Annotated in this window: 18 protein-coding genes; 9 read left to right on the top strand and 9 right to left on the bottom strand. The window is 69.4% G+C overall.

All coding sequences use genetic code 11. From position 1 onward, the window contains the following. Window positions 1-116: 116 nt before the first annotated feature. Both ACWF79_RS11040 and ACWF79_RS11035 read right to left on the bottom strand, forming a co-directional pair. Window positions 117-950: a class II glutamine amidotransferase gene (locus ACWF79_RS11040; RefSeq protein WP_453727772.1), complete on the bottom strand. Its 834-nt coding sequence runs from the start codon at window positions 948-950 to the stop codon at window positions 117-119. A 382-nt stretch (window positions 951-1,332) separates the two neighbouring features. Further along, window positions 1,333-1,506: a CsbD family protein gene (locus tag ACWF79_RS11035; protein ID WP_453727811.1), complete on the bottom strand. Its 174-nt coding sequence runs from the start codon at window positions 1,504-1,506 to the stop codon at window positions 1,333-1,335. Between the two features lie 641 nt (window positions 1,507-2,147). Between ACWF79_RS11035 and ACWF79_RS11030 the strand changes: the two genes are divergently transcribed. The 6 genes from ACWF79_RS11030 to ACWF79_RS11005 all read left to right on the top strand — a co-directional run bounded on the left by ACWF79_RS11030 (window position 2,148) and on the right by ACWF79_RS11005 (window position 9,783). Next, window positions 2,148-4,667 (top strand): LuxR C-terminal-related transcriptional regulator, encoded by a 2,520-nt coding sequence (locus ACWF79_RS11030; RefSeq protein WP_453727771.1) that lies wholly within the window; start codon window positions 2,148-2,150, stop codon window positions 4,665-4,667. Window positions 4,668-4,802: 135 nt separating this feature from the next. Then, window positions 4,803-6,434 (top strand): MFS transporter, encoded by a 1,632-nt coding sequence (locus ACWF79_RS11025; RefSeq protein ID WP_453727770.1) that lies wholly within the window; start codon window positions 4,803-4,805, stop codon window positions 6,432-6,434. A 179-nt stretch (window positions 6,435-6,613) separates the two neighbouring features. Beyond that, a complete protein-coding gene (locus ACWF79_RS11020; protein ID WP_453727769.1) occupies window positions 6,614-6,814 on the top strand; it encodes a hypothetical protein in 201 nt (66 codons plus the stop codon). A 353-nt stretch (window positions 6,815-7,167) separates the two neighbouring features. Next, window positions 7,168-7,626, top strand: coding sequence for an SHOCT domain-containing protein (locus ACWF79_RS11015; protein WP_453727768.1), 459 nt, complete (start codon window positions 7,168-7,170; stop codon window positions 7,624-7,626). Between the two features lie 43 nt (window positions 7,627-7,669). Beyond that, complete coding sequence (locus tag ACWF79_RS11010; protein WP_453727767.1) at window positions 7,670-8,125, top strand: DUF7144 family membrane protein; 456 nt, start codon at window positions 7,670-7,672, stop codon at window positions 8,123-8,125. Window positions 8,126-8,541: 416 nt separating this feature from the next. After that, window positions 8,542-9,783, top strand: coding sequence for a hypothetical protein (locus ACWF79_RS11005; protein WP_453727766.1), 1,242 nt, complete (start codon window positions 8,542-8,544; stop codon window positions 9,781-9,783). A gap of 312 nt (window positions 9,784-10,095) precedes the next feature. Here ACWF79_RS11005 and ACWF79_RS11000 read toward each other — a convergent pair whose 3' ends face one another. Continuing rightward, a complete protein-coding gene (locus tag ACWF79_RS11000; RefSeq protein ID WP_453727765.1) occupies window positions 10,096-10,602 on the bottom strand; it encodes an SRPBCC family protein in 507 nt (168 codons plus the stop codon). A gap of 61 nt (window positions 10,603-10,663) precedes the next feature. On the opposite strand from ACWF79_RS11000, the gene ACWF79_RS10995 reads away from it, so the two are divergent. From ACWF79_RS10995 to ACWF79_RS10985, 3 genes are all read left to right on the top strand, one after another. Next, on the top strand, window positions 10,664-11,245 hold the full coding sequence (locus tag ACWF79_RS10995) for a TetR/AcrR family transcriptional regulator (protein ID WP_453727764.1): 582 nt from the start codon (window positions 10,664-10,666) through the stop codon (window positions 11,243-11,245). A 10-nt stretch (window positions 11,246-11,255) separates the two neighbouring features. Further along, entirely contained in the window at window positions 11,256-11,438 is a 183-nt protein-coding gene (locus ACWF79_RS10990; RefSeq protein WP_453727763.1) for a hypothetical protein, read from the top strand. A 194-nt stretch (window positions 11,439-11,632) separates the two neighbouring features. After that, window positions 11,633-12,217 (top strand): GNAT family N-acetyltransferase, encoded by a 585-nt coding sequence (locus ACWF79_RS10985; RefSeq protein WP_453727762.1) that lies wholly within the window; start codon window positions 11,633-11,635, stop codon window positions 12,215-12,217. A 222-nt stretch (window positions 12,218-12,439) separates the two neighbouring features. Here the strand turns inward: ACWF79_RS10985 and ACWF79_RS10980 are convergent, their stop codons facing one another. From ACWF79_RS10980 to ACWF79_RS10955, 6 genes are all read right to left on the bottom strand, one after another. Next, window positions 12,440-14,419, bottom strand: coding sequence for an exo-alpha-sialidase (locus ACWF79_RS10980; protein ID WP_453727761.1), 1,980 nt, complete (start codon window positions 14,417-14,419; stop codon window positions 12,440-12,442). A 266-nt stretch (window positions 14,420-14,685) separates the two neighbouring features. After that, window positions 14,686-15,198 carry a hypothetical protein gene (locus tag ACWF79_RS10975; RefSeq protein WP_453727760.1) on the bottom strand — a complete coding sequence of 171 codons (513 nt, stop codon included), beginning with the start codon at window positions 15,196-15,198 and terminating at the stop codon, window positions 14,686-14,688. 802 nt (window positions 15,199-16,000) lie between these two features. Beyond that, window positions 16,001-17,764 (bottom strand): protein kinase domain-containing protein, encoded by a 1,764-nt coding sequence (locus ACWF79_RS10970; RefSeq protein ID WP_453727759.1) that lies wholly within the window; start codon window positions 17,762-17,764, stop codon window positions 16,001-16,003. Window positions 17,765-18,223: 459 nt separating this feature from the next. Continuing rightward, a complete protein-coding gene (locus ACWF79_RS10965; RefSeq protein WP_453727758.1) occupies window positions 18,224-18,463 on the bottom strand; it encodes a hypothetical protein in 240 nt (79 codons plus the stop codon). A 437-nt stretch (window positions 18,464-18,900) separates the two neighbouring features. Next, on the bottom strand, window positions 18,901-19,380 hold the full coding sequence (locus ACWF79_RS10960; RefSeq protein ID WP_453727757.1) for a hypothetical protein: 480 nt from the start codon (window positions 19,378-19,380) through the stop codon (window positions 18,901-18,903). Next, window positions 19,377-21,236: a glycoside hydrolase family 15 protein gene (locus ACWF79_RS10955; protein WP_453727810.1), complete on the bottom strand. Its 1,860-nt coding sequence runs from the start codon at window positions 21,234-21,236 to the stop codon at window positions 19,377-19,379. The genes ACWF79_RS10960 and ACWF79_RS10955 overlap by 4 nt, the downstream gene beginning before the upstream one ends. Window positions 21,237-21,361: the final 125 nt, after the last annotated feature.

Below are 21,361 nucleotides of genomic sequence, written 5' to 3'. Positions count from 1 at the left end.
GATGTACCTCTCCCCCAGCCCTCGGTCTCGTGGTGTCAACGGGCCACCGCCCTGGCGGCGTTGAAGCCCCTGGGCGAGATCAAGTCGGGTGAGGTGGCCCTCGTCCATGCAACGCCTTATGCCGCCACCGGGGCGAAGGAGTGCAGTTCGTCAGCGCCGGGCTGGACGACCCCGTAGGTGCCTTCCGGTACTTCGTTCCACGCGCCCGGCAGTTCGCCGAGGGGCTCGGACACGATAAGGCGGGTTTCCGCCGAGACCTCCTGCAGGAACGCGACATCGGGATGCAGTCGGCGCAGTGAATCCACCCGGCTGCTGTAGAACAGGGACCGGGAGATGTGCTCGCTGGAGTAGCGGAAGGCCCAGGTGCTTTCGCCGTCCGTGATGGCGAGCGTCATCTGGAGGGGGAACTCCACGCCGTGTTCGTGACCGACGCGCTCCACCACTCCCGCCATCCGGGCGACGGCGGCGGGCGGGTCCTGGTCAAGGCCGAAGGTGAGGGCCAGATAGAACATCACCTCGGAGTCCGTTGTCCCTTCGAGGTTCCCGTACAGACCCGGGTCGACGAGCAGAGCGAGGTCACGGCGCATGAGGTCGAATCCTGCGATGGCGCCGTTGTGCATGAACATCCAGCGGCCGTGTCGGAACGGGTGGCAGTTGGACTGCTGTACCGCTGTTCCGGTCGATGCCCGGATGTGGGCGAAGAACAACGGTGAGCGGACGTGGTCCGCCAGCTCCCGCAGGTTACGGTTGTTCCAGGCGGGCCCGATCTCCCTGAAAAGGGCCGGAGGAGCACCGCCCCGCGTGTACCAGCCGACACCGAATCCGTCCCCGTTGGTGGTCTCCACGCCGAGTTTCGCGTGCAGACTCTGGTCAATCAGGGAGTGCGCCGGTTTGTAGAGAATGGTGTCGAGCAATACGGGCGTGCCTGAGTAAGCGAGCCATCGGCACATAGGTCACCACCTGGCTCCCCACCGTATTCCGGGGTGAGGGTATCCGCTGTGTTCGGCGGAGCCCGGCGTTTCCTGTGGCTCCGCGGGACGGGGCTGGAAGGGTCGCATCCGGCCCTCCCATTTTCGGCCTCCTCGTCCGGTGGCGCCACGCGTGCGTGTTCGCGCGCCGGCACGATCACGCCCGTGTCGTGGGCAACCGCTGTTCGTCCCGGCGAGCGGGTGCGCCTTGACGCCGGCTGGGTCGGCCGCCTGGGGCCGGTCGTGTACGCGGGCGCTCCGGGCGTCGGCAGTCCGCGCCACCGGGGCTGCGCAAGAGGTCCGCGTTCTTCGAGTGTGCAGGGGACGGAAGCGGCGCGCTGTCGGCCCCGAGTGGTGCGCCGCGTCAATGCCGACTGCGCCTGAGGGAATCTCTGAGACCCCGAGCGCGCTCACGAACGTCCCTCACCGCCTCCCGCGCTTTGGCCTTCGCCTGGTCGGTCCTACCCTCGGCCTCGAGCCTCTCGTTACCGGTGATCTTCCCGGTGAGTTCCTTGATTCTGCCTCTGGCTTTGTCCATGGTGCTGCCCATGTCTGCGCTTCTTCCTCAGGGGAGACCGTTCAGTCTCACGCCTGGTGTCGGACATGTTGAGGTGCCTGCGGGGTCTTGTCACGCACGGTCTGCGGCTCGTCGCCCTGGGAGAGCACGCTCGGTTCGGCTGCTGGGCGAGGCGCCGTTGCAGTGTTGTGTGTCTTCTTGAGGCCGGTTGTCCTTTGTTCCCAGCGTGCTCCGCAGTACGTCTGTCGCACCCAGGGGAATTCTGGGACGTGTCCCCCGCAAACATGGCATGGGCTGTTGCGCGTCTACGCCGTCCGCTCGTCGTCGGCCTGACGAACGCGGCGGACCAGGACCCGCGGGACGTGAAGGGGGGACATCGCCATGGTCTCAGGCCTGGGCGCGCGCGCTGCGGAATGTCGATGGAGCATGGAGGCGGTATGACTCCGACGGCTTCGGCGGTGAGTGCCATGGGCGCGACGGGTGCATTCGATTCCGGGCCGGCTGAGCCTCCCAGGTCCGGTGAATCGGCCGTACCTGCCTGGCAAGCCGGATCCAGGACCGATCTTCTGGGTGTGCCCTTCCTGCGTACACGGATTACCCCGCCGGTGCGGCCCGCTACGTACGTGCGAAGGCAGCGGCTTGTCGACCACCTCGACCGGGGAATGGACACGGCTCTGACGCTGGTCAACGGGGCCGCCGGTGCGGGCAAGACGTTGTTGGCCGCCGACTGGGCGGGCGGACTGCAGCTGCCCGTCGCCTGGCTCACCGCCGAAGCGGGGGACGAGGGGCCCGGTGTGTTCTGGTCGTACGTCCTTCACTCCTTGCGTCGCTGCTCCGAACCGGTAGGGACCGCGGTGGGGGCGCCGGTGCGTGCGGACCGGGTGGAGCGCCGGTTGCTGATGGCACTGGCCGCGGAGTTGAGCAACCGTTCTCAGCCGGTGGTGCTGGTGATTGACGAGATCGACCGGGCGGCCTCCGGGGAGATCGCGGAGCAGCTGGATTTCCTCCTGCACCATGCCGGGGCGGGGTTGCGGCTGGTTCTCGTGAGCCGTGCCGAGCCGCTGCTGCCGTTGCATGCCTATCGGGCGAAGGATGAGCTGACCGAAATTCGCGCCGCGGAGCTGGCCTTCACCCGGGAGGAAGCCGCTGCGCTCATGGAGACGCAAGGACTGTGCCTTCCGGGTGCGGCCGTGGATTCCTTGGTGGAGCGCACCGGCGGGTGGGCCACGGGGTTGCGGCTGTGTGCGCTGGCCGCGTCGCAGAGTGCCGACCCCGAGCTGTATCTGAAGGAGTTCGAGGCGGAGCGGAGCACGATAGCGGACTATCTGCTGGCCGAGGTGCTCCAGGGGCGGTCGGAGGAGGCACAGGACCTGCTGCTGCGGGTGAGCGTACTGACGCGTTTCCGCCCGGAGCTGGCGGACGCGTTGACCGGAAGAGTCGACGCCGGCCCGCTTCTCTTCGGCCTGCACCGCGAGAACGCGTTCGTCGAGCACCTGGGACACTCGTGGTACCGGCTCCATCCCCTGTTCAAGGAGATTCTGCGGGCTCATCTACGGGTGCGCCTGCCTGGCCTGGAACCGGAACTCCACCGGCGGGCGGCGCGATGGATGCGCCACAACGGGTCTCTGGCCGAGACGCTCGGTCACGGAGTTGCGGCCGGCGACTGGCAGTTCGCCGCGGACACCCTGGTCGACGAGTTGGCCGTCGGTCAGCTGTGCACCGGCCTGCAGTCGGAGCCCCTCGTCCGGCTGTTCTCCGAGATGCCGCCTGCGACCACGGGCGTCGCACCGGAACTCATACGCGCCACCTTGGGCCTTGCCCGGTACGACATACCTCGTGGTCTCGCGCACCTGCGCCGCGCTCGGCAGCAGCTGTTGGACGGGCAGGCGAACGGCACGGCAGCCGCCCGGCTCGGCTGCGTCCTGTTGGAGACCGTGGCGGCACGGCTCACCGGTGCTCCCGGATGGGCCGAGGAGGCCGCGAAGGCGGCCGAACGGCTGCGGCACGAGGTCCCTGCCCGGATTTTGGACGAGCACCCCGAACTCACAGCACTCCTGCACACCCACCTCGGGGCCGCACGCCTGTGGGCCGGGCGTCTCAAGGACGCGCGCGTCGCCTTTGCCGCAGTGGCCGAAATGGCCGACGAAGCGCCTGTCAGGCTTCTTCAGGAGGAGTCATGGGACCACCTGGCGCTGATCGACTATCTCAACGGCTGGCTGAAACGGGCTGAGCACAAGGTCCTGGCGAGGACGACCGAGCCGGAAGGATCCAGCTTGCCGTCGCCTTCCAGTACCGGTCTTGGACGGCTGGTACTGGCTTCCGTGGCTATCGACCGTGACGAACTCGACCAGGCCCAGGCCTTGCTTGCGGAGGCGGTGAGGCTGCCTGCTGCGGCGCGCGATCCCGTAGCGGCTGCCGTGCAGGGTGTGGTCAGGGCGAGGCTGTCCTTGCTGACGGGACGCCCGGCCGCTGCTGCGGCGGAGGCCACGGTGGTGGACACCGATGTCGCCTCCTCGTGGGCCGACAGTCACAAGGCCCTCGTCGTCGCTGCTGCACGCCTGGCTGAAGGACGGCTGCAAGAGGCTGTCGCGGTGCTCGACGGCGTATCGCGGGACTATCCCCTCTGTGCCGTGGGAGCGGCCCGGATCCTGCTCGCCGCAGGCCGGCGGGACGCAGCGGTCGATCTGGTCGACGACATCACGTCCGACGGAAGAGCGGGGCCCGCGGTGACGGTCCGGACGGCGCTGGTGCGGGCGTGCGCCGCCGCGCAGGCAGGGGATGCCGCCGGCGCCCGCAGGCTGGTCGAGCGTGCGCTCCTCGATGCCCGCCGCGACCGGCTGCGACGGCCTTTCCTGGACGCCCGAGCGTGCATCTGGCCTCTTCTGACTGCGCCGGCGCTTCGGGAGCTGGCTGCCGGCTGGCTCATCCCCACGGGCCAGGGCGGTGGTGAAGGCACGGTGGGCGACCCTGGGCTCGCGCCGCTCGCCGTGGCGGAGTTGAGCGAACGCGAGCTCGATGTACTACGGCGGCTGGCCCTCGCGATGTCGACCGGGGAGATCGCCGCCGACCTGTGTGTTTCGGTGAACACGGTCAAGACTCACCTCAGGGGCGTCTACCGGAAGCTGGCCGTCAACCGGCGCGGTGAGGCGGTGCGCCGTGCGCGGGAGCTCCAGCTGCTGTGAAGGGGCAACCGCTTCGCCCCCAGCGGGTGAGGCGCCGGGCGGATCCACCTGGTTCCGTGGTCTTGGCGGCAGGTCACCCGTGGCACCACGTGGCCTACCGGTCCGTCGGCATCGCGGCCCGAGAGGATGGGCATCGTGAGACGTTGGAGCGCGCTGATCGTCCTGGGGACTTCCCAGTTCCTGATGGTGTTGGACACCTCGGTGATGAACGTGTCCATCAGTCAGCTGGTGGAGGACTTCGACACCGAGGTCACCGCGATCCAGGCGGTGATCACGCTGTACGCGCTGGTCATGGCTGCCTTCATGCTCATCGGCGGCCGCCTGGGCGACATCCTGGGCAGGCGCCGTATGTTTCTGGCAGGGCTGATCGTCTACGCCGTGGGCTCGGCCCTGACCGCGGTGGCGCCGACCCTGTGGGTGCTCGCGCTCGGCTGGTCCGTGATCGAAGGGCTGGGAGCCGCCATGGTGCTGCCGGCGATGGCCGCACTCGTCGCGGAGTCCTATCGGGGCCGTGACAGGGCCGTCGCCTATGGGGTCATCGGTGGTTTGGCAGGCGCGGGTATTGCGGTCGGTCCGCTGCTGGGCGGGTGGGTGACCACCTATCTCACCTGGCGTCTGGTCTTCGTCGGTGAGGTGGTGGTCGTCGCAGCTGTGCTGTGCGCCCACAAAGCGGTTCCGCGGTCGGCGGTGACCGGCCCCCGCCCAGGCATGGACGGTGTGGGGGCCGCGCTCTCGGCAGCCGGCCTGGGGCTCGGCGTGCTCGGCGTGCTGCAGAGCAGCACCTGGGGATGGGTGGAGCCCCGCAACCCGCCGTTCACCGTTCTGGGCTTCGCTCCGACCCTGTTCGTCGTCGCCGCGGGGCTCGCCCTGCTGTACCTCTTCACCCGCTGGGAGCGGCGCCGCGAGGAGCACGGTGCGGACCCGCTCGTGCACCTGTCGCTGTTGCACCGGCCGCCGCTGCGTTCCGGGCTGCTGACGCTGGTGAGCCAGAACCTCATCCTGCTCGGCCTCTTTTTCACCATCCCGCTGTACTTGCAGGTGGTGCAGGGGTTCGACGCCTTCCAGACGGGGCTGCGGCTGCTTCCGGTCTCCCTCGCCATGCTCGTGGTCTCCCTGAGCGCGTCCTCGCTGGGACGAAGGCTGGGACCGCGCCTGGTGGTGCGGCTGGCTCTGCTGACACTTCTCGCCTCGATCGTGTGGCTGCTGGCCACGATCGACCCGGCCATCGACGACGCGCAGTTCGCCGGAGCGATGGCACTGCTGGGCGTGGGGATGGGGCTGCTCGCCTCGCAGCTCGGCAACGTCGTGCAGTCCAGCGTCGGTGGGACCGAACGCAGCGAGGTCGGTGGCTTCCAGTACACGGCCCAGAACCTCGGGTCCGCCCTGGGCACCGCGTTGATCGGATCGATCCTCATCGGCTCTCTCGCGAACGCCTTCACGGCCAATGTCGCGCAGGATCCGCGACTGTCCGAAGAAGCCCGTGACCGGACCGGTATCGCCCTGGAGGCCGGCATCACCTTCGTACCGACCGATCAGGTACGGTCTGCGGCCGAACAGGCCGGTCTGCCGCGCTCGGAGGTCGATGCCCTCGCGGACTCGTACGCCTCTGCTCAGCTCGACGGTCTCAAGGCGGCGATCCTTGCCACCAGCGGGATCGCCCTCGCAAGCATCGTGGTCACGCGGCACCTGCCGGGCCGTGTGGACCGTCACGGGCGGCCGGACCACGGCGATCCTGCGGAGGCGGCCGATTCGGGGCCCACTTCCTGAGCCGACCCAGCCACCACCCCTTGGTGTGGCAATTCGAGTCCGTCATGACGATGGAGCCGGCCGGGCCCTCAGACACTCACCCGTGCCAGGTGAGGCGGGGAGGGAGGAGCACGGCGCATGCTTCAGAGAAGAAGACGCCCGAGCGTCACCTGCCCCGCCCGCCACCGGGGGAACAGCTCATGCGTTATGAGATCCGCGTCGAGGGACACATGTCGGAAACGCTGACGAAGGCGTTCCCCGAACTGGATCACGTGGTGATGTCCGGTCAGACAGTCCTGTACGGCCCTGTCGTCGACGACGCGCACCTGTACGGGCTGCTGGCCCGATTCCAGTCGCTGGGTCTGCGTGTCATGGAGATGCGACAGCTGCCGGAGCTGTGAAGCACCGTCGATACCTTCCCCCCGATCACGCAAGGGGGCGCCATGAGCACGCTGCGCGAGTCAACGCCCTGTGGAAGGGCCCGGACGGATGAGGATGTCCCCCGCTGCTCTGCGCGATCCCGCCGACGCGGCCGGGCTCGTCCTGCTGTGCCCGGTCGAGGCTGTGAACGGCCTGGCCTGTCGGTCCGCACCGCGCCGGGCTCAGCCCCGCCGCCACCTTGCTGAACGCCCCCACGTGCCGCTTTCCGGTGTCTGGTTCACCCGCTTCGGGTGATGCCCCTGGTCCGCCCCGCACGCACGCTGAAGGGGAAGGGAACGGTTGCCCAGTCGGGGACCGGAACGGAGGAAGAGCTATGTACCTGGCGTACGACTTTCCGCTGTTGAGCACTTTCTGGTCGCTGCTGTGGTTCTTCCTGTGGATCCTGTGGTTCGTGCTGCTCTTCCGGATCATCGTCGACATATTCCGTGACGACGACATGAACGGCTGGGCGAAGGCCGGCTGGCTGGCGTTCACCATCGTGCTGCCCTTCCTGGGCGTCCTCGTCTATGTGATCGCCCGCGGCAAGGGCATGGGACGACGCGAGATCGCGCAGGCCCGTGCGCAGCAGCAGGAGTTCGACTCCTACATCAGGAAGACCGCGGCCGGTGAGGGAAAGACCAGCAGCGTCGACGAACTGACCAGGCTGTCGGAACTGCGCGCCCGCGGAGACATCACGGAGGAGGAGTTCCGTCAGGCGAAGGCGCACGTCCTTGCCGACCACCGCCCGCCCCCGGGCACCGAGCCGAACAGCACTTCCGCCCCCTCACCCTGACCGCGCGCACCAACTGCTCGGCGATACGAAACGAGGTACGGAGATGACCGAGGCACATACCCCCCATGCCCCACACGCAGGAAGTTCGGCCAAGCAGACCTGGGCGGACGGGGTGACGGTCTTCGCGGCGGTCATGCTCGGGATCACCGGGGTGGTGGGAATCTTCCGTGGCATCATGGCGATCGCCGAGGACGACGTCTTCGTCACGACCCCCAACTACGTCTTCGAGTTCGACCTGACGAGCTGGGGCTGGATCCATCTCGTCCTCGGCGTGATCGCGCTGCTCGTGAGTTTCGGTCTGTACAGGTCGGCGATGTGGGCACGCGTGGTCGGAGTGGGCTTCGCCGCACTCGTCATCATCGCCAATTTCATGTCGCTGCCCTATTACCCGGTCTGGTCGGTGCTGATGATCGCGATGTCCGGATTCGTCATCTGGGCGCTGTGCGTCAGCCGGAATCAGGACGGCGGCACCGTCACCGGCCGGGGCGGCGTGCATTGAAGAAGCCGCGACCCCGGACCTCACCACGGGCCACGCCCTGGTGAGGTCCGGCCTCGCCTTGGGCCTGCTTTTTTTCTGGAGGCCGTCACGCCGGATCCACGGGCGGCCGGAAAGCCCGAGAGTGCCCCGGGCGAGCAAGCCGCGCCTTCCGCCCGGAGGCGTGAGGTGGCCTCGTCGGCCGGACCCCGACGACGCATTCGAGGACATGGGCCCGGTCGACTTCCCGTGGTCTTCGCCAGAGCGGTGCGAAGGCAACAGCCCCCTGAACGCACGTCACGACCGGTGCAGGGCTCGCAGGGCCGTGTGCTTGGCCCTGGACTCCGAACGGCGTACCCCGACGTGCCGTGAGCCTCCGGGTCGACAGGAATGGACAGGGACACCTGTCCACGGCGGACGGTGCGGCGTCCGGAGGACCTATGGCCACAACGCTGAGAGGCCTGGCGTCGGCGGTACTGATCGTCCTGGCCTGCGTTCTGGTCCCGGTCAGCATCCTCACGGTGTGGGTACACGACATCGCCCTCGACACCGACCGCTACGTCCAGACCATGAAACCGCTCGCCGATGATCCGGCGATCGAAGCGGCAGCGCACAACCGCATCGTCCAGGCGGTGGACGTGCGTGTCGACGGCAAGGAGGTCACGGGCGAGATCGCCGCCTGGCTGCAGTCCCAGGGGCTGCCGCCACGCGCGGCCGACGCGGTGCGGGGGCTGGCCCCACAGCTGGACGCCGCCGTGAACGAGGTCGTGGGCAAGGTGGCGACGCGCTTCGTCGAGAGCGACCGGTTCGAACGTGTCTGGGCCGCTGCCAACCGGGCCGCCCACACGGCCGTCGTGCGCGCCCTGACCGGCGAGGGCCGTGGCGCGCTCGATGTCTCAGAAGGCACGGTGACCCTCGACATCGGCACCGCCGTGGACCGGGTCAAGCAGGAGCTGGTGGACGCCGGCCTGAAGCCGGCGGAGAAGATCCCCGCCGTCGACAAGCAAATGGTCCTCTTCCAATCCGACCAGCTGGAAAAGGCGCGAGGCGCGGCGCGCGCCCTCGACACGGTCGGCAACTGGCTGCCCGTGATCACGGTGGTGATCGGCGCGGCAGGTGTGCTCCTCGCCCGCCGGCGCCGACGCGCGCTGATGAAGACGGCCCTGGGCGCGGCCTTCGCGTGCCTGCTCCTGGTCATCGGCCTCGTCGTCGCCCGCCGCTACTACCTGGATCACCTACCGTCCCAGGTGCAGTCCGAGGCAGCCGCGGCCGCGATCTTCGACCACCTCCTGCACTTCCTGCGGGTCGCTCTACGCACCGCGATCGTGCTGGGCGTCGTCATCGCCCTCGGCGCCTACTTCACGGGCCCTGGCCGACTTGCCAGGGCCACGCGCGCCGCTGCCGATCGCAGCGCCGACTCCGCCGCCCAGTGGTGGGGCAGGCTCGGCCTGCACACCGGCCCCGCCGGAGCGTGGACACAGGCCCACCGCAGATGGCTCACCCTCGGCATCGTGCTGCTCGTCGCCGTGCTGTTCGCCCTGTGGAACCACCCCACGGTCATCACCGTCCTGCTTCTGGTTCTGATCCTCCTCGCGGTACTCGCGGTGATCGCCCTACTGGCCGCCGACGGCCGCAGAAGCGAAGGGACGCCAACCAAGGACCCGCTTCACAAGCCCGACTGACCCACCACACGCGCCGGGCCAGGCGGAACCCTGCGCCTCGCCCGGGGAGCTCAATGCCGGGTGGGATCGGGCAGGGGGTGGCCCGAGCGCCCCTCGCGGGACGGGAGGGGCGGCCGGGCTCGCTCGCCCCACCCGCCCCTACCAGTCGACCCGCATCGCTCGCGAGGCCCCACCCGCCCCCGTACGCAGTCCCCGCGTGGCTGCGAGGGCGAGGGATCTGCGGCGGCGTCCCACCGGCGAGAGCCGCGAGCAGTCCGGCCGGGCGGGCGCGGTGCCCTGCGCGACGTAGCGGATGCCTGGGCCTGCCGGGCGCTAGCGCCTCATACGCGTCGCGCGGGCCGCCAGGGCCTGAAGGAAACGCACGTACGGTGACCAGCGGGCCGGGCGGGCGACGGCGCCCGTGCAGGCGTGTTCGGCCCGGTCGAAGGCGTCCTCCATGCAGGCGTCGTGCAGGGGGCGGAACAGCAGCGGCCAGCTGATCCGAGCCAGGCCCTTGGTGGACATGGTCAGGGTGTGGTTGATCCGGGCGTGCCCCTTCTCGGCCGGCAGCACGGTCAACTCGTGGAAGCCGTGGAAGCCCCGCGGCCGGGTGAACTCGAAGCGGATCCAGCGCCCAGGAACGTACCCGGACACCGTGTACCCCACCGGCCAGTGGCCGCCCACCGCGCCGGGGCCCAGTGGCCGGTCGAATTCCATCGGCGACCAGTCGCGGCCCGGCCACAGCAGGTCGCGGTCCCCGCTCGCCAGGGTGTCGATGAGTGCTCCCACCTCGCTCTCCTCGGCGGTCAGCAGGCGCTCGTGCACGTTGTGGACGGCCATGAGTGTTCCTCCTTCATATTGGAGACTTCCCTCCAATTAAATGGAGAGTACTCTCTGATTCATGGTGAGACCACCCCGCTTCGACGCCGGCCAACTCCTCGACGCGGCCGTCCGCCTCGCCGCCGCCGGCGGACCGCCCGCTGTCACCATGTCGGCGGTCGCCCACGCCGTCGGCGCTCCCAGCGGCTCCGTCTACCACCGCTTCGCCGGGCGTCCGGCGCTGCTGGCCGAGGTCTGGCTGCGGAGCGTGGAACGCTTCCAGGACGGCTACCACGCCGCACTCGCCCGGGAGAGCGATCCCCACCGGGCGGCGCGCGCGGCCGCCCGACACGTCGTGGGTTGGAGCCGGGCGAACCCGGACGAGGCCGCACTCCTCCTCTACGGCGCCGCCGACTTCGGCCGCGCCGACTGGTCCGAGGAACACATCCGGCGCGCCGACCTGGGCAACGAGCGGGTATACGCCTCCCTGGGGGCGCTCGCCGAAGCCCTGGGCGCCACGGACGAGCGGAGCCGGGAGCGCGTGGCCCTCGCCCTGGTCGACCTGCCACTGTCCGTGGTCCGGCGTCACCTGCGGGCCGGCGAGCCCCTGCCGCCGTACGCCGAGGACCTCACCGAGGAGTGCTCGGCCGCACTGCTGACGTAGCACCGGCGCCGTGAGCGCGGCTACCGCCCTCGTCGGCCACCGGGTCGGCGAGGCGGTGCTGGAGGTTCTTCACGGGTCACGCTCGGGCAAGGTCGCGCTGAGGTACGGAGTGGCACGGCAGTCTGTGCACACGGACGGCGGCACCCTTCTTGCCCACACCGTGGGGCTGCGCGGCACAGATCTCTGCCACTGAGGCGGCAGCCGCCGCTGGAGGGCCGCCCCGGGGCTGTCGCTTGCTGAGGACAGTCGACGACACGTGACAGAGGCCGCAGCCGAGCAGCACTCTGGCTTCGCCGCTTCAGCGAACCAACCGGCCCCAGAGTTCGCATCAGTGAAACCCGGAGGCCGAGGGCGCGTGGGAGCATGCTCCAGGAGGGCTCCGGCGCCGTGACCACATCAGCCACGGCGATGGTGCGACGCGCTTACGGCGTCGAGAATCACCGGATGCATGAAGTGAAGCTGTCCGACGGGATCGTCGCTCTGTCCCCCTTGCGCCTGGACGACGTGGAGGCGCAACTCGCGGGCGAGGACGAGCTGCTCGTTCGCTGGCTCAACGGCGGTGCCGGCACGCGCGAAGGCGTCGAAAGCTACATCCGGCACTGCCAGGAACAGTGGAACGCGTCGGGGCCACTCCGCGCATTCGGCATCCGAGTGGGCGCCGACGAGGTACTCGCCGGGACGGTCGACCTGCGGTTCACAGGAGAAGGCCTGGCGCCCGGCCAGGTGAATGTCGCGTACGGCCTCTATCCGTCCTGGCGGGGGCGTGGTCTGGCCGCCCGCGCGGTCCTCTTGGTGTCCCAGTACGCGGCCAGTGAGGGCGGGGCGGAGGCGGTGATCCAGGTGCAGCCGGGAAATCCCGCATCTGCCGCGGTCGCGCGGCGGGCAGGCTTCACCTTTCGCCAGCAGACGCAGAGCAAGGGCGGCACATGCTTTGACTGGTACGTCCGCGGCCTGAAGGCCGCCGCCCCGTGACGTCCAACAGTTACGGGGCAGTTCCAAGTAGCGAAGGACGCTGCCCCGTCAGCAGTACCGAATCCAACGTGAACCTCGGGAGCGGACACCGGACCTCAGGCGACGAGTGACGGCGTAGCTGGTGCTGTCGGCTTCGCGATCGAGGCCCTCCCCTGGGGCAGTTCGGTCGCCGCCCGGACGGAATGGCCCGCTCGTGGCCAGTGCCGGCCCGGGAGGTCTGATCTAGAGGTTCCAGGTGGTGTTGAAGGACAGCCTGATCAGTTCCTTGTCCGTTAGCGTCTCGCCCGACCGGAGGAGGGCCAGCTCCTCCGTGGTGAGGGTCTTGCGGTGGATTCCGAACTCGTCCATGGCCCCGGCGAACGGGTACCTGTAGTCACGGTCCGAGCCGAGCCGGATGCTGAACGGAGCGTCGTCGGTTCCACGCTCCAGGGGGTTCTTCTGGGGCATGACCCGGAGGTCGAGCAGCTGGCCGGTGACCGGCTTGCTCACCTCCCACTCTTCCGCCGGCAGCTGAGTGCCGGTGTCCGTCGTGCTCACCGCCCCGCCGTCCACGGAAAGCATGAGCATGGCGCCCTGACGCTGGAGGACCACATGGTGCCAGGCGCTGTTGTCCAGGCCGGTGGCGGTGGTCACTTCCTGGACGACGTCCCGGAGTACCCAGATGATGTTGCCCTTCGCGTCCTTGACGATCTGGCCCTTGTCGTCCCTCTTCTCGGTGACGATTCGGCCCTTGATCGATCCCTTGATGGAACCGTCGGTGTTCGCGGTGAGGCCGAAGGCCGACGCGGTGCCGTCCTGGGCGTAGCCGGAGAGGATCGGCCGGGCGGGCGTGGTCGGACCGTACTTGACCCAGACGGACACAGTGAAGTCGTCCAGGCCGAGCCGCAGAGAGTCGTCGCAGGACACGCGGACCACATCGTCGGTGCCGTCGAAGAGCATGGCCTTGCCGGTCTTGGCGGTGGCGGCGGTGCCCAACTGGGCGTCGCCCTGCACTGCGGCGTTGTTCGAGTTGGCGCTGTAGTCCATCGTGAACCTGCCCCGGAGGTCCTCCTGCGCATCGGTGAGCGCCTGCGGGGTGAAGGTGGTGAACTTGACGAAGCCGTGCGGGCTGCCGGTCGCCGTCTCGTACAGCATGCCGACGACTCCGTCCGGCAGCTGTGCCATGTCGGAGTAGCCGGCCCGCAGCTCGTGGATCACGCCGCCGGACGCGGGCCAGCTCGGTGTCGCCGCGCTGCCGGGATCGGTGGCCGTACGGACGGCCAGCCTGAAGCGGTCGTTGGACTCGGAGCCCTGACGGGTCGGAGCGGAGTACAGCAGACGGCCGTCGGGGAGCGTCAGAAGGGATCCGGAAACCGGCGGGCCTTCCAGCTTGTCCACCAGCGCGAAGGAGATCCGGGCGTTCGGGTCGGCGATCTGTTCCGCGTTGATGGTGGCGTGCAGACGGCGATCCCTCACGCCGCACACCTGCGTGGAACGGGCGTTGACGTAGATCCGGCCGTCCTTGAGCAGGGTCGTGGACGGCTCGGTGGGCGCGGCCGCGTTCGTGGGGGCCTCGGAACGGGCTCCCATCTTCCAGTCCACGCCGTTGTCGCTGTAGTAGAAGACCGCGCCGCTGTACGCCGGTGCGGCCTCACCCGCCAGGGCCTTCCGGCGGTACTCACCCGAGACCACGAACCGGCCCGACGGCAGCTGCACCGCCTTCCCCGGTCCCACCGAGAACCAGTCCCAGCCCTCGTCCGTGGCCGCTTCGTTGAGGTTGGGCAAGGGAGCCTTCTTTGGTGACCAGGTCTTGCCACCGTCGAGCGTCTGCACCATCCGCAGCTCTCGCCCCTGGCGCTCGCTGTTGACGACGTTGTTGTGGGCGTAGAGCAGGACGATGTTTCCCGTGTCGGCGTTCACCACCACGGGGACCGGATTGCCGAACCCGCCGTCGTCGTCGGTGCCGCGGATCAGCTGGAGGTCGAGCCAGGTCTTGCCACCGTCGAGCGACCGCCGGGCGACCAGGTCGATGTCACCCACGTCACCGCATTCGACCCGGGCCTCGGCGATGGCCAGCAGGGCCTTCTTCGTGTGGACGAGCTGGGGGATCCGGAAGCACTTGTAGCCGTCCGAGTTCGCCGCGAACGGCTGGGAGATGACGGGCTGGACAACGGCGGCCTTGGCGGACTGCGCCGTGGACAGCACGGAGCCGATCAGGGCCACCAGTGCGGCCCACAGAAGGACGGAACGTCCAGGTCGAACTCTTACCTGATGAATGATCACGGTTGGAGGCTAGGCGAGCGTGCTGAGCATCCCTTCGATCTGATCCACGACACGGACTGCCGCCGGGACCGCAGTTCCGTCCTCGGAGGCGGTGGCAGACGCGAGCACCGGGCCCGCGCGGTTGAACACCGGACCGAGTGGAGCGACAAGTGCCCCTGGCCAAAGTCAGGGCTGACCGCAGTTCCGTGCAGAGCGTCCCTGTCGGCTCAGCGAGAGCGACGGCGGCGGTGATACGCGAACGTCAATGCGAGCAGCAGGGGTCCCCACAAGGTGAACAGGCCACTGACCGTCATGGCGAGCACGTCCCAGCCCTCGGCGTACGGGAAGCCGTCGGCACCGTTGATGCGGAAGGCCCCGAACGCCCAGTGGACCATCAGGGCGGTGAACGACAGGCCCGCGATCGTCGCGGGGAGAATCACTGCGATGGGCGGTATACGTCGGCCGCCCAGCTTGGGAACCCAAGGAGGCACGACCTCGCCCCATCGGCGGATCAGGCCGAGGCTGAGCAGGGCGAATGCCTCGGACAGCACGCTGAGTCCGACGACGTAGGGGATGTTCCACGGTGAAGGGGGCAGGACCTCTCCGCCCATGCCGTAGCCAAAGGCGATCGGCAGACGCCACAGGCACACCGGCAGTGCGACCAGAGGCATCGCATGCGCTGCGCCCGCAGCCCACCGGGGAACGGGCCGTTCTGTGGCTGTCCTGCTGATGTGCGCCATGGGAGTTGTCATGCCTCCACCCTGGCCGGGCAGCTCACGAGCCGGATCAGCTCAGCGGACGATCGTCCTCCGCCGGATGGGCGAGGGACACGGAGCAGAAGTCCACATGCCCCTGGCAGCGGGACGCTCAGCGCGCAACGGGCTCTCGCCCGAGCGGGGTCGACACCTTCGCACCCAGCCTTCTCGGCCATGGCTCCCCTACGAGGTTCGAGGACGGTCTCGGCGATCCGGGCAACGTGAACCTCCGGCCCCATCTCGCGGACGGCAGTTGCCCCCACCCCGAAGGGTGCGACCACCCCGGCACCCCGCCCAACCCGCTCGACCAGCAGGGGACGGTGATCCTGCACAACCCGCTCGACGGGCAGCGGATCGTGCACACTCGAGCTCTTCCCCCTTCGCCCGCACCGACGTGTTCGTACGCGACATCCGCCAGGTCATCGACGACGCCATCGCGCGCGAATCCGACGGACGGCAAGGTTGACCTTGATCGGTTGGTCCTTCGGCGCCGCGTATGCCGGACGCAGGCTGTACGCCGCCAACCCGGTCCTACCGGGGAGCGCGGACGTCATCGGCAAGGTCAACCGTGCCGGGTTCCAGTCGTCGGGTACCCCGTCACGACCTTCGGCGTTTCGGCCAACACCCGTTGCGTGCAGTTCCGTTGCCGCACAGGGGTCGATGCGTCCTCCATGCAGACAGACCCGCGCTTCGTGGTCGGGCGCCCTGCGGTCCGGAGCCTGTCCCTCTGGCAGCCGCCGCACAACCGTCACACCGTCGGCACGCGGGTGAGCGGTGTGCCGAGCGGTCAACTGTTGAGTTTGGCCGCCTGCATAGAGGCCAGACGGCGGACGTAGAGGGCAGCGGTGATTGCTGTCGGCACAACGAGGACGTGCGCGATGAGGCTGATCCAGGTTTCCGGCAGGAACTCGTACGCGTACTCGTAGTCGCTGGTCACGCCGTCGCCCACGTCCACGGTGTGCTCGCTGAGGAGCGCTGTCCACGGGGTCCAGAAGAAGGGCGAGGTCAGGAAGGTGGTCAGCCACAGCGCCCACCAGGCGTTCAGCACACGGGCCGGTGCAGGGCTGTGGCCGGGGCTGGAGGCATGCCAGACGTCGTTGGCGATCTGTTTGGGGAGGAAGAGGTTCGCGATGGGGATGAACCAGCCGATCACCGCCATGGAAAGGTCGTACCGCAGCCGACCGGGCGCGAACTTCTCGGCGGTGGCACGTACGCGGCCGAACCAGACGAGCCAGCACACCGGTAGCGCTGCGCCGAAGCAGAGCTTGGCGTACCACAGGAGAGGGAACGAGAGGACGCTCCAGTCCGGCAGGTCCCACACGTCGTCTGCGTCCGGGAGAGGCTGCTCGTACAGACGAATCTGTCCGGAGGCGACGTGGAGCTGCTGGACGACCGTGAGCACGGAGGTCAGGGCGACGAGGGTGAGGAGCCAGTAGACAGCGGCCCGGTACCCGTCTGCCGGGGCCTCGTGGCCGCGGGCGCGGCGGCGTTCGTCGGCAAGCCGGGGCTTGGGCACCCCCGCCCGACCGTCCTCGCCGCCGGCGTGGGTGGCGGGGTCGGCGGAGGGAAAGGTGAGCGGGGCAGTGGGCGGCCTTCCCTCGGCCATCGCCTCAACGCCCGCGTCGTCGCCGGGGATCATCCGGGTGCGCGGGTCCTCCTGGTCGAGAAGCTGCACCGCTGCCTGACCCAGCCGGGCCAGCATCTCTGCCGGTAGCCACGGCGTCAGCGAGCGGTACTGCGTCTCCTCCCGCTCCCGCAGTTCGGCCAGGGTCGGCCGGTCGGCCGGGTCCTTGGCGAGGCAGTCCTTGATCAGTCGCAGCAGCGACTCCGGTACGCCGGTGAGGTCCGGCGGTTCGTGCACCACCCGGTACATGAGGGCGTGTAACTGGCCCTCGGGCACCTCGAACGGCAGTCGGCCGGAGGCGGCGAAGGACAGTACCGTGCCCAGCGAGAAGATGTCGCTCGCCTCGGTCAGCCTCTCGCTCCGGATCTGCTCCGGCGACATGAAGCCGGGCGAGCCGACCACCACCCCGGTGGAGGTCAGACCCCCTGTGGTGGAGGAGTCCAATGCGCGGGCAATGCCGAAGTCGATCACCTTGGGCCCGTTGATGGTGACCATGACGTTCGACGGCTTCAGATCGCGGTGGACGAGACCTGCGGCGTGGATGTCGCCGAGGGCCTGACACAGGCCGGATGCCAGACCGCGTACCGAGTGCTCGGGCAGCGGCCCGTGCTGCTCGGCCACCACTTGGTGCAGGGTCGGCCCGGCGACGTACGCGGTGGCGACCCAGGGGAGTTCCGCGTCGGGGTCGGCGTCCAGCACAGCGGCCGTCCACTCCCCGCCGACCTGCTGGGCCAGGGCGGTCTCCTTGGCGAACCGGAGCCGGAAGTCCGGGGCTGCCGCCAGTTCGGTGCGGATGGTCTTTACTGCCACCATCCGGCCACGCGGGGAGCGGGCCAGGTAGACCACGCCCATGCCGCCTTCCCCCAGTCTCCCGATGAGCCGATAGTCCGCGATCCGATCAGGGTCCTGTTCCTGCAGAGGCTGCACCGCTGATGACTCCCTCCCCGTGAACATCGCTACGGCGCACCAAGATTAGCCTCGGCTCTTCCTCGGCGTCGGTGATCAGCCAGTCCGGTGTCACGACCAGCCGGGCGCCGGTGCCAGCCCGAGCACGGAAGCTCACACACGTGCGTTGCGACAGTGCGCCCGCCGGCCTCCCCACTCGACCGATGCCCTGAACCAGCTACATGCCCAACGGGCGTGGACCAAGGACAAGTCGCCGGCGTGTAGAAGGAGCCTGGCGCCCTGGACAACCGCATCGGCACCGGCTCATCCAGTACTCACCGTTCACCGAACTTCCCCACTCTCTTGGGAGCCGGATCAAGTGAGGCGAGGGGTACGGGGGGTCGTTTTCCAGAATCGCCATCGTCGGCGGCGTGCTGCAGCATCAGCCCCACTCGATGGCAGCAAGCGGTGTTCCTGACTGCCCAACCACACCAGGCGCCGCTAACTCGTCGCGTCCGCCACCAGGATCGGCGCGTCGGCCGGGATCCGTGACCACGGGGCGGTGATCTGCCATGAAGCACCAGAGGCCACGGCGAGGCGCAGCAGCTGCTCACCGGGCGCCCGGCGATAGAGAAGGCCCACCGAGGCGGCCGTGTCCCGCATGACCTCCGCCAGGGCGGCATCCAGCTCCTCCGGGCAGGCGGCGTCCTGGGCTGCGGCGGATTCGGCAGGATCGCGCATGCGCTCACCTTGCGTCGACGGAGGAGGATCCCCGTGTGCGCCCGAGGCGGCTGCGGCCGGTCTCCGCGGTGATACCCAGGCCGGCACCGACCTCCGCCCAGCCGGCTCTTGTGCGCCGGTCCTCCGGCACGGCGGCCAGGACGAGTCCGGCCAGGTCCGGGACCGTGGCGGCGACGGTGCTGCTGTGGCAGCCGGCCCCGTACCGACTGGGAACGATTCCCCCGCCCGCTGCCACTGTCGCCGGGCCCGCCAGGCCGCCTGCCGGTGCACGGGGCGGCAGTACCGGCGGCCACGAGCCATCGACTCGAACAGGGCACCGCGCCACTCACACCGAACGTCACCCATGTTCGGACAGTGCGCCCGCCGGGGGGGGACGGCCTCCAGGCCAGGTACTGGCCCACGACCTGCATCGCGGCCTGTCCGGCTGAGCGCAGGGATCAGGGCGTCAGGGTGAAGCCGCCGACGATCGCTCCGTAGCCGACGTGGGCGAGGACGGTGACCACTGGGGTGCCGGGCCCGTAGTTGCGCATCAGGAAGCCAGGCGGTTCCAGCAGCGCTGTCTCTGGGGCGCTGGTCAGGGGGCTGCCCATGCGGGGGTGGACGAGCGGCAGCAGGATGTTGACCAGTGCGGTACCGGCGAACAGGCCGTGGGCGAGACCGAACAGGGCGCCCAGCCCCCAGCCGGCCTGGTCGATGGCGATGAAGACGGCGAGGTAGACGAACGCGAAGATCTGCCCGTTGAGGAAGTGCATCAGGTAGCCGAGGGCTTTGGCGCGGGTGCGGTTGACGGTCACCGCCGTGCCGAGGAGGAACGGCAGGTCCATGCGGGTCAGTCTCAGCTCGCTGGCGGCGCGCAGCGCGGTGGTCAAGGCGAGGGTGCCGACGAAGGCGCCCGCGGCGGTTCCCCACGCGTTCACCGTGCTGTGTCCTTGCCTGCCGCGGTGATGGCACAGGCGGCGCTGATCAGCGCCAGGTGGCTCAGGCCCTGGGGCAGGTTTCCCAGGAAGTCGCCGGTTGTGGGGTCGATCTCCTCGCTGTAGAGGCCGACGTCGTTCGCCAGGCCGATCAACTCGTCCATCAGCCCGATCGCCTGCGCCGGACTGCCGGTGCGGGCGAGGGATTCGGCGAGCCAGAAGGAGCACGCAAGGAAGGCTCCTTCCCCGCCGGTGAGGCCGTCTTCGCCGGAATACCGGTCGACGTAGGGGCCGTGCCGCAGGTGGCGGTCCAGGGCGCGGATCGTGGCCCGCATGCGGTGCCCGTCGCCGCCGTATCCATAGAGGTGGCCCAACAGGACGGCCGTGTCCAGGTCGTCACTGCCGGCGGCGCGCACGTAGCTGTCGCGGTCGGGTGAGAAGCAGCGGCCCTCGATGAACGCGCCGATCTCGTCCCGCGTCGTGTGCCAGCGCGCGAGGTGGCGGTTGGGGATCAGGCCGCGTTCGGCGAGGTCGGCGGCGCGGTCGAGGGCCACCCAGCACATCATCTTCGACTGGGTGAAGTGCCGGGGCGGGCTACGGACCTCCCAGATGCCGGCGTCCGGCTCCTGCCAGGCCGTGCACACGAGGTCGGCCAGCTCCGCCAGACGGCGGGCGACATCCCCGTCCAGCCCGCCCATGGCCTGGGCGTACTGCCAGGCCGTCTGCATCAGCTCGCCGTAGGTGTCCAGCTGGACCTGCCGGGCCGCGGCGTTGCCGATACGGACCGGCGTCGAACCGCGGTAGCCCTCCCAGGACAGGGTCTTCTCCGGGGTACGGTGCCCGCCGGCCAGGCGGTAGAGCACGTTCAGGGACGGGTGGGTGAGCTGGGAGGCGTGCATCAGCCACCAGAAATAGGCGTGTGCCTCCGCCGGGCAGCCCAGCCGCAGGAAGGCGGTCAGGGTGAAGGCGGAATCGCGCACCCAGGAGAAGCGGTAGTCCCAGTTGCGCTCGCCGCCGATCTCCTCAGGCAGCGAGGTCGTCACCGCGGCCGCGACGGCACCGGAAGGGGCGTAGACCAGCAGCTTCAGCGCCAGCAGGCTGCGTATGACCGCCTCGTGCCACCGCCCGGTGTACTGGCGGTCCTGCGCCCAGTTCCGCCAGGCCGCGCACGTGGCCTCCAGGCGCACCTCGCACTCGGAGCGGCCCGGCAGGACGAGAGGTTCCTGATGGGCGAACGGCATCGCAAGGAGTGCGCGTCGGCCGCCGGCGACTTCGAAGTGCCCGCTGACGGCATCCCCGTCCCATACGGGCTCGCCGGCATCCCAGGCGCAGACCGCGAGTGCATCACTTCCGGCCGTCGCCACCGGGACACCGGCACGTCGGGTGATTCGGGTGTGGCGGGTGCCGTAACCGAATCGGGGCTGCACGCTCCAGTGCATGGGCACGGAGCCGGACAGTCCCTCCACGCGTCGCAGCAGCTCCCGCATCGGCGTGAGCGTCGCCTCGTCGTGGAGGGTGAGTGCGTCGATGACCCGCACCGTGCCCGTGTCGGTGCGGAAGGTGGTCTCCAGGACGTTTGTGCTGGGCAGGTAGCGGCGCTCGCTCCGGTGGGGGACCGACGGTGCGAGCGTGAACCAGCCGCCTCGGGCGGCGTCCAGCACGGCGCCGAACACGGCGGGCGAGTCCAGGTCGGGCAGACCCAGCCAGTCCACCGACCCGTCCCTGGCGACCAGAGCGGCAGTGCGACCGTCACCGATCACCGCGTAATCCCGCAGCGGAGCGTATCCGCCGAAGCCCAAGCCCCCGGTCGACGACCCTGGGACGGTTCCCGCTCCCGCCCGACCGCTGATGCTTCCCATGACACCACCATCCCAGGCGGGCTGCTCACCCGCCTGGTTCGCACCCCCTTGACCGCACTGCTGACCACGCACATCGAACAGTCCGTTCCCGTCCTCCAGGCCGCGCAGGCCGGAGACCAGGCCGC

This window comes from Streptomyces sp. NPDC054975, from assembly GCF_053609105.1.
This window is presented reverse-complemented; position numbering and strand designations above follow the sequence as displayed.

Coding starts and splice junctions, on each gene's coding strand:
- ACWF79_RS11040 (WP_453727772.1), bottom strand. CDS start 950: ATGTGCCGATGGCTCGCTTACTCAGGCACGCCCGTATTGCTCGACACC.
- ACWF79_RS11035 (WP_453727811.1), bottom strand. CDS start 1,506: ATGGACAAAGCCAGAGGCAGAATCAAGGAACTCACCGGGAAGATCACC.
- ACWF79_RS11030 (WP_453727771.1), top strand. CDS start 2,148: ATGGACACGGCTCTGACGCTGGTCAACGGGGCCGCCGGTGCGGGCAAG.
- ACWF79_RS11020 (WP_453727769.1), top strand. CDS start 6,614: ATGCGTTATGAGATCCGCGTCGAGGGACACATGTCGGAAACGCTGACG.
- ACWF79_RS11015 (WP_453727768.1), top strand. CDS start 7,168: ATGTACCTGGCGTACGACTTTCCGCTGTTGAGCACTTTCTGGTCGCTG.
- ACWF79_RS11010 (WP_453727767.1), top strand. CDS start 7,670: ATGACCGAGGCACATACCCCCCATGCCCCACACGCAGGAAGTTCGGCC.
- ACWF79_RS11005 (WP_453727766.1), top strand. CDS start 8,542: ATGGCCACAACGCTGAGAGGCCTGGCGTCGGCGGTACTGATCGTCCTG.
- ACWF79_RS11000 (WP_453727765.1), bottom strand. CDS start 10,602: ATGGCCGTCCACAACGTGCACGAGCGCCTGCTGACCGCCGAGGAGAGC.
- ACWF79_RS10995 (WP_453727764.1), top strand. CDS start 10,664: ATGGTGAGACCACCCCGCTTCGACGCCGGCCAACTCCTCGACGCGGCC.
- ACWF79_RS10975 (WP_453727760.1), bottom strand. CDS start 15,198: ATGGCGCACATCAGCAGGACAGCCACAGAACGGCCCGTTCCCCGGTGG.
- ACWF79_RS10965 (WP_453727758.1), bottom strand. CDS start 18,463: ATGCGCGATCCTGCCGAATCCGCCGCAGCCCAGGACGCCGCCTGCCCG.
- ACWF79_RS10955 (WP_453727810.1), bottom strand. CDS start 21,236: ATGGGAAGCATCAGCGGTCGGGCGGGAGCGGGAACCGTCCCAGGGTCG.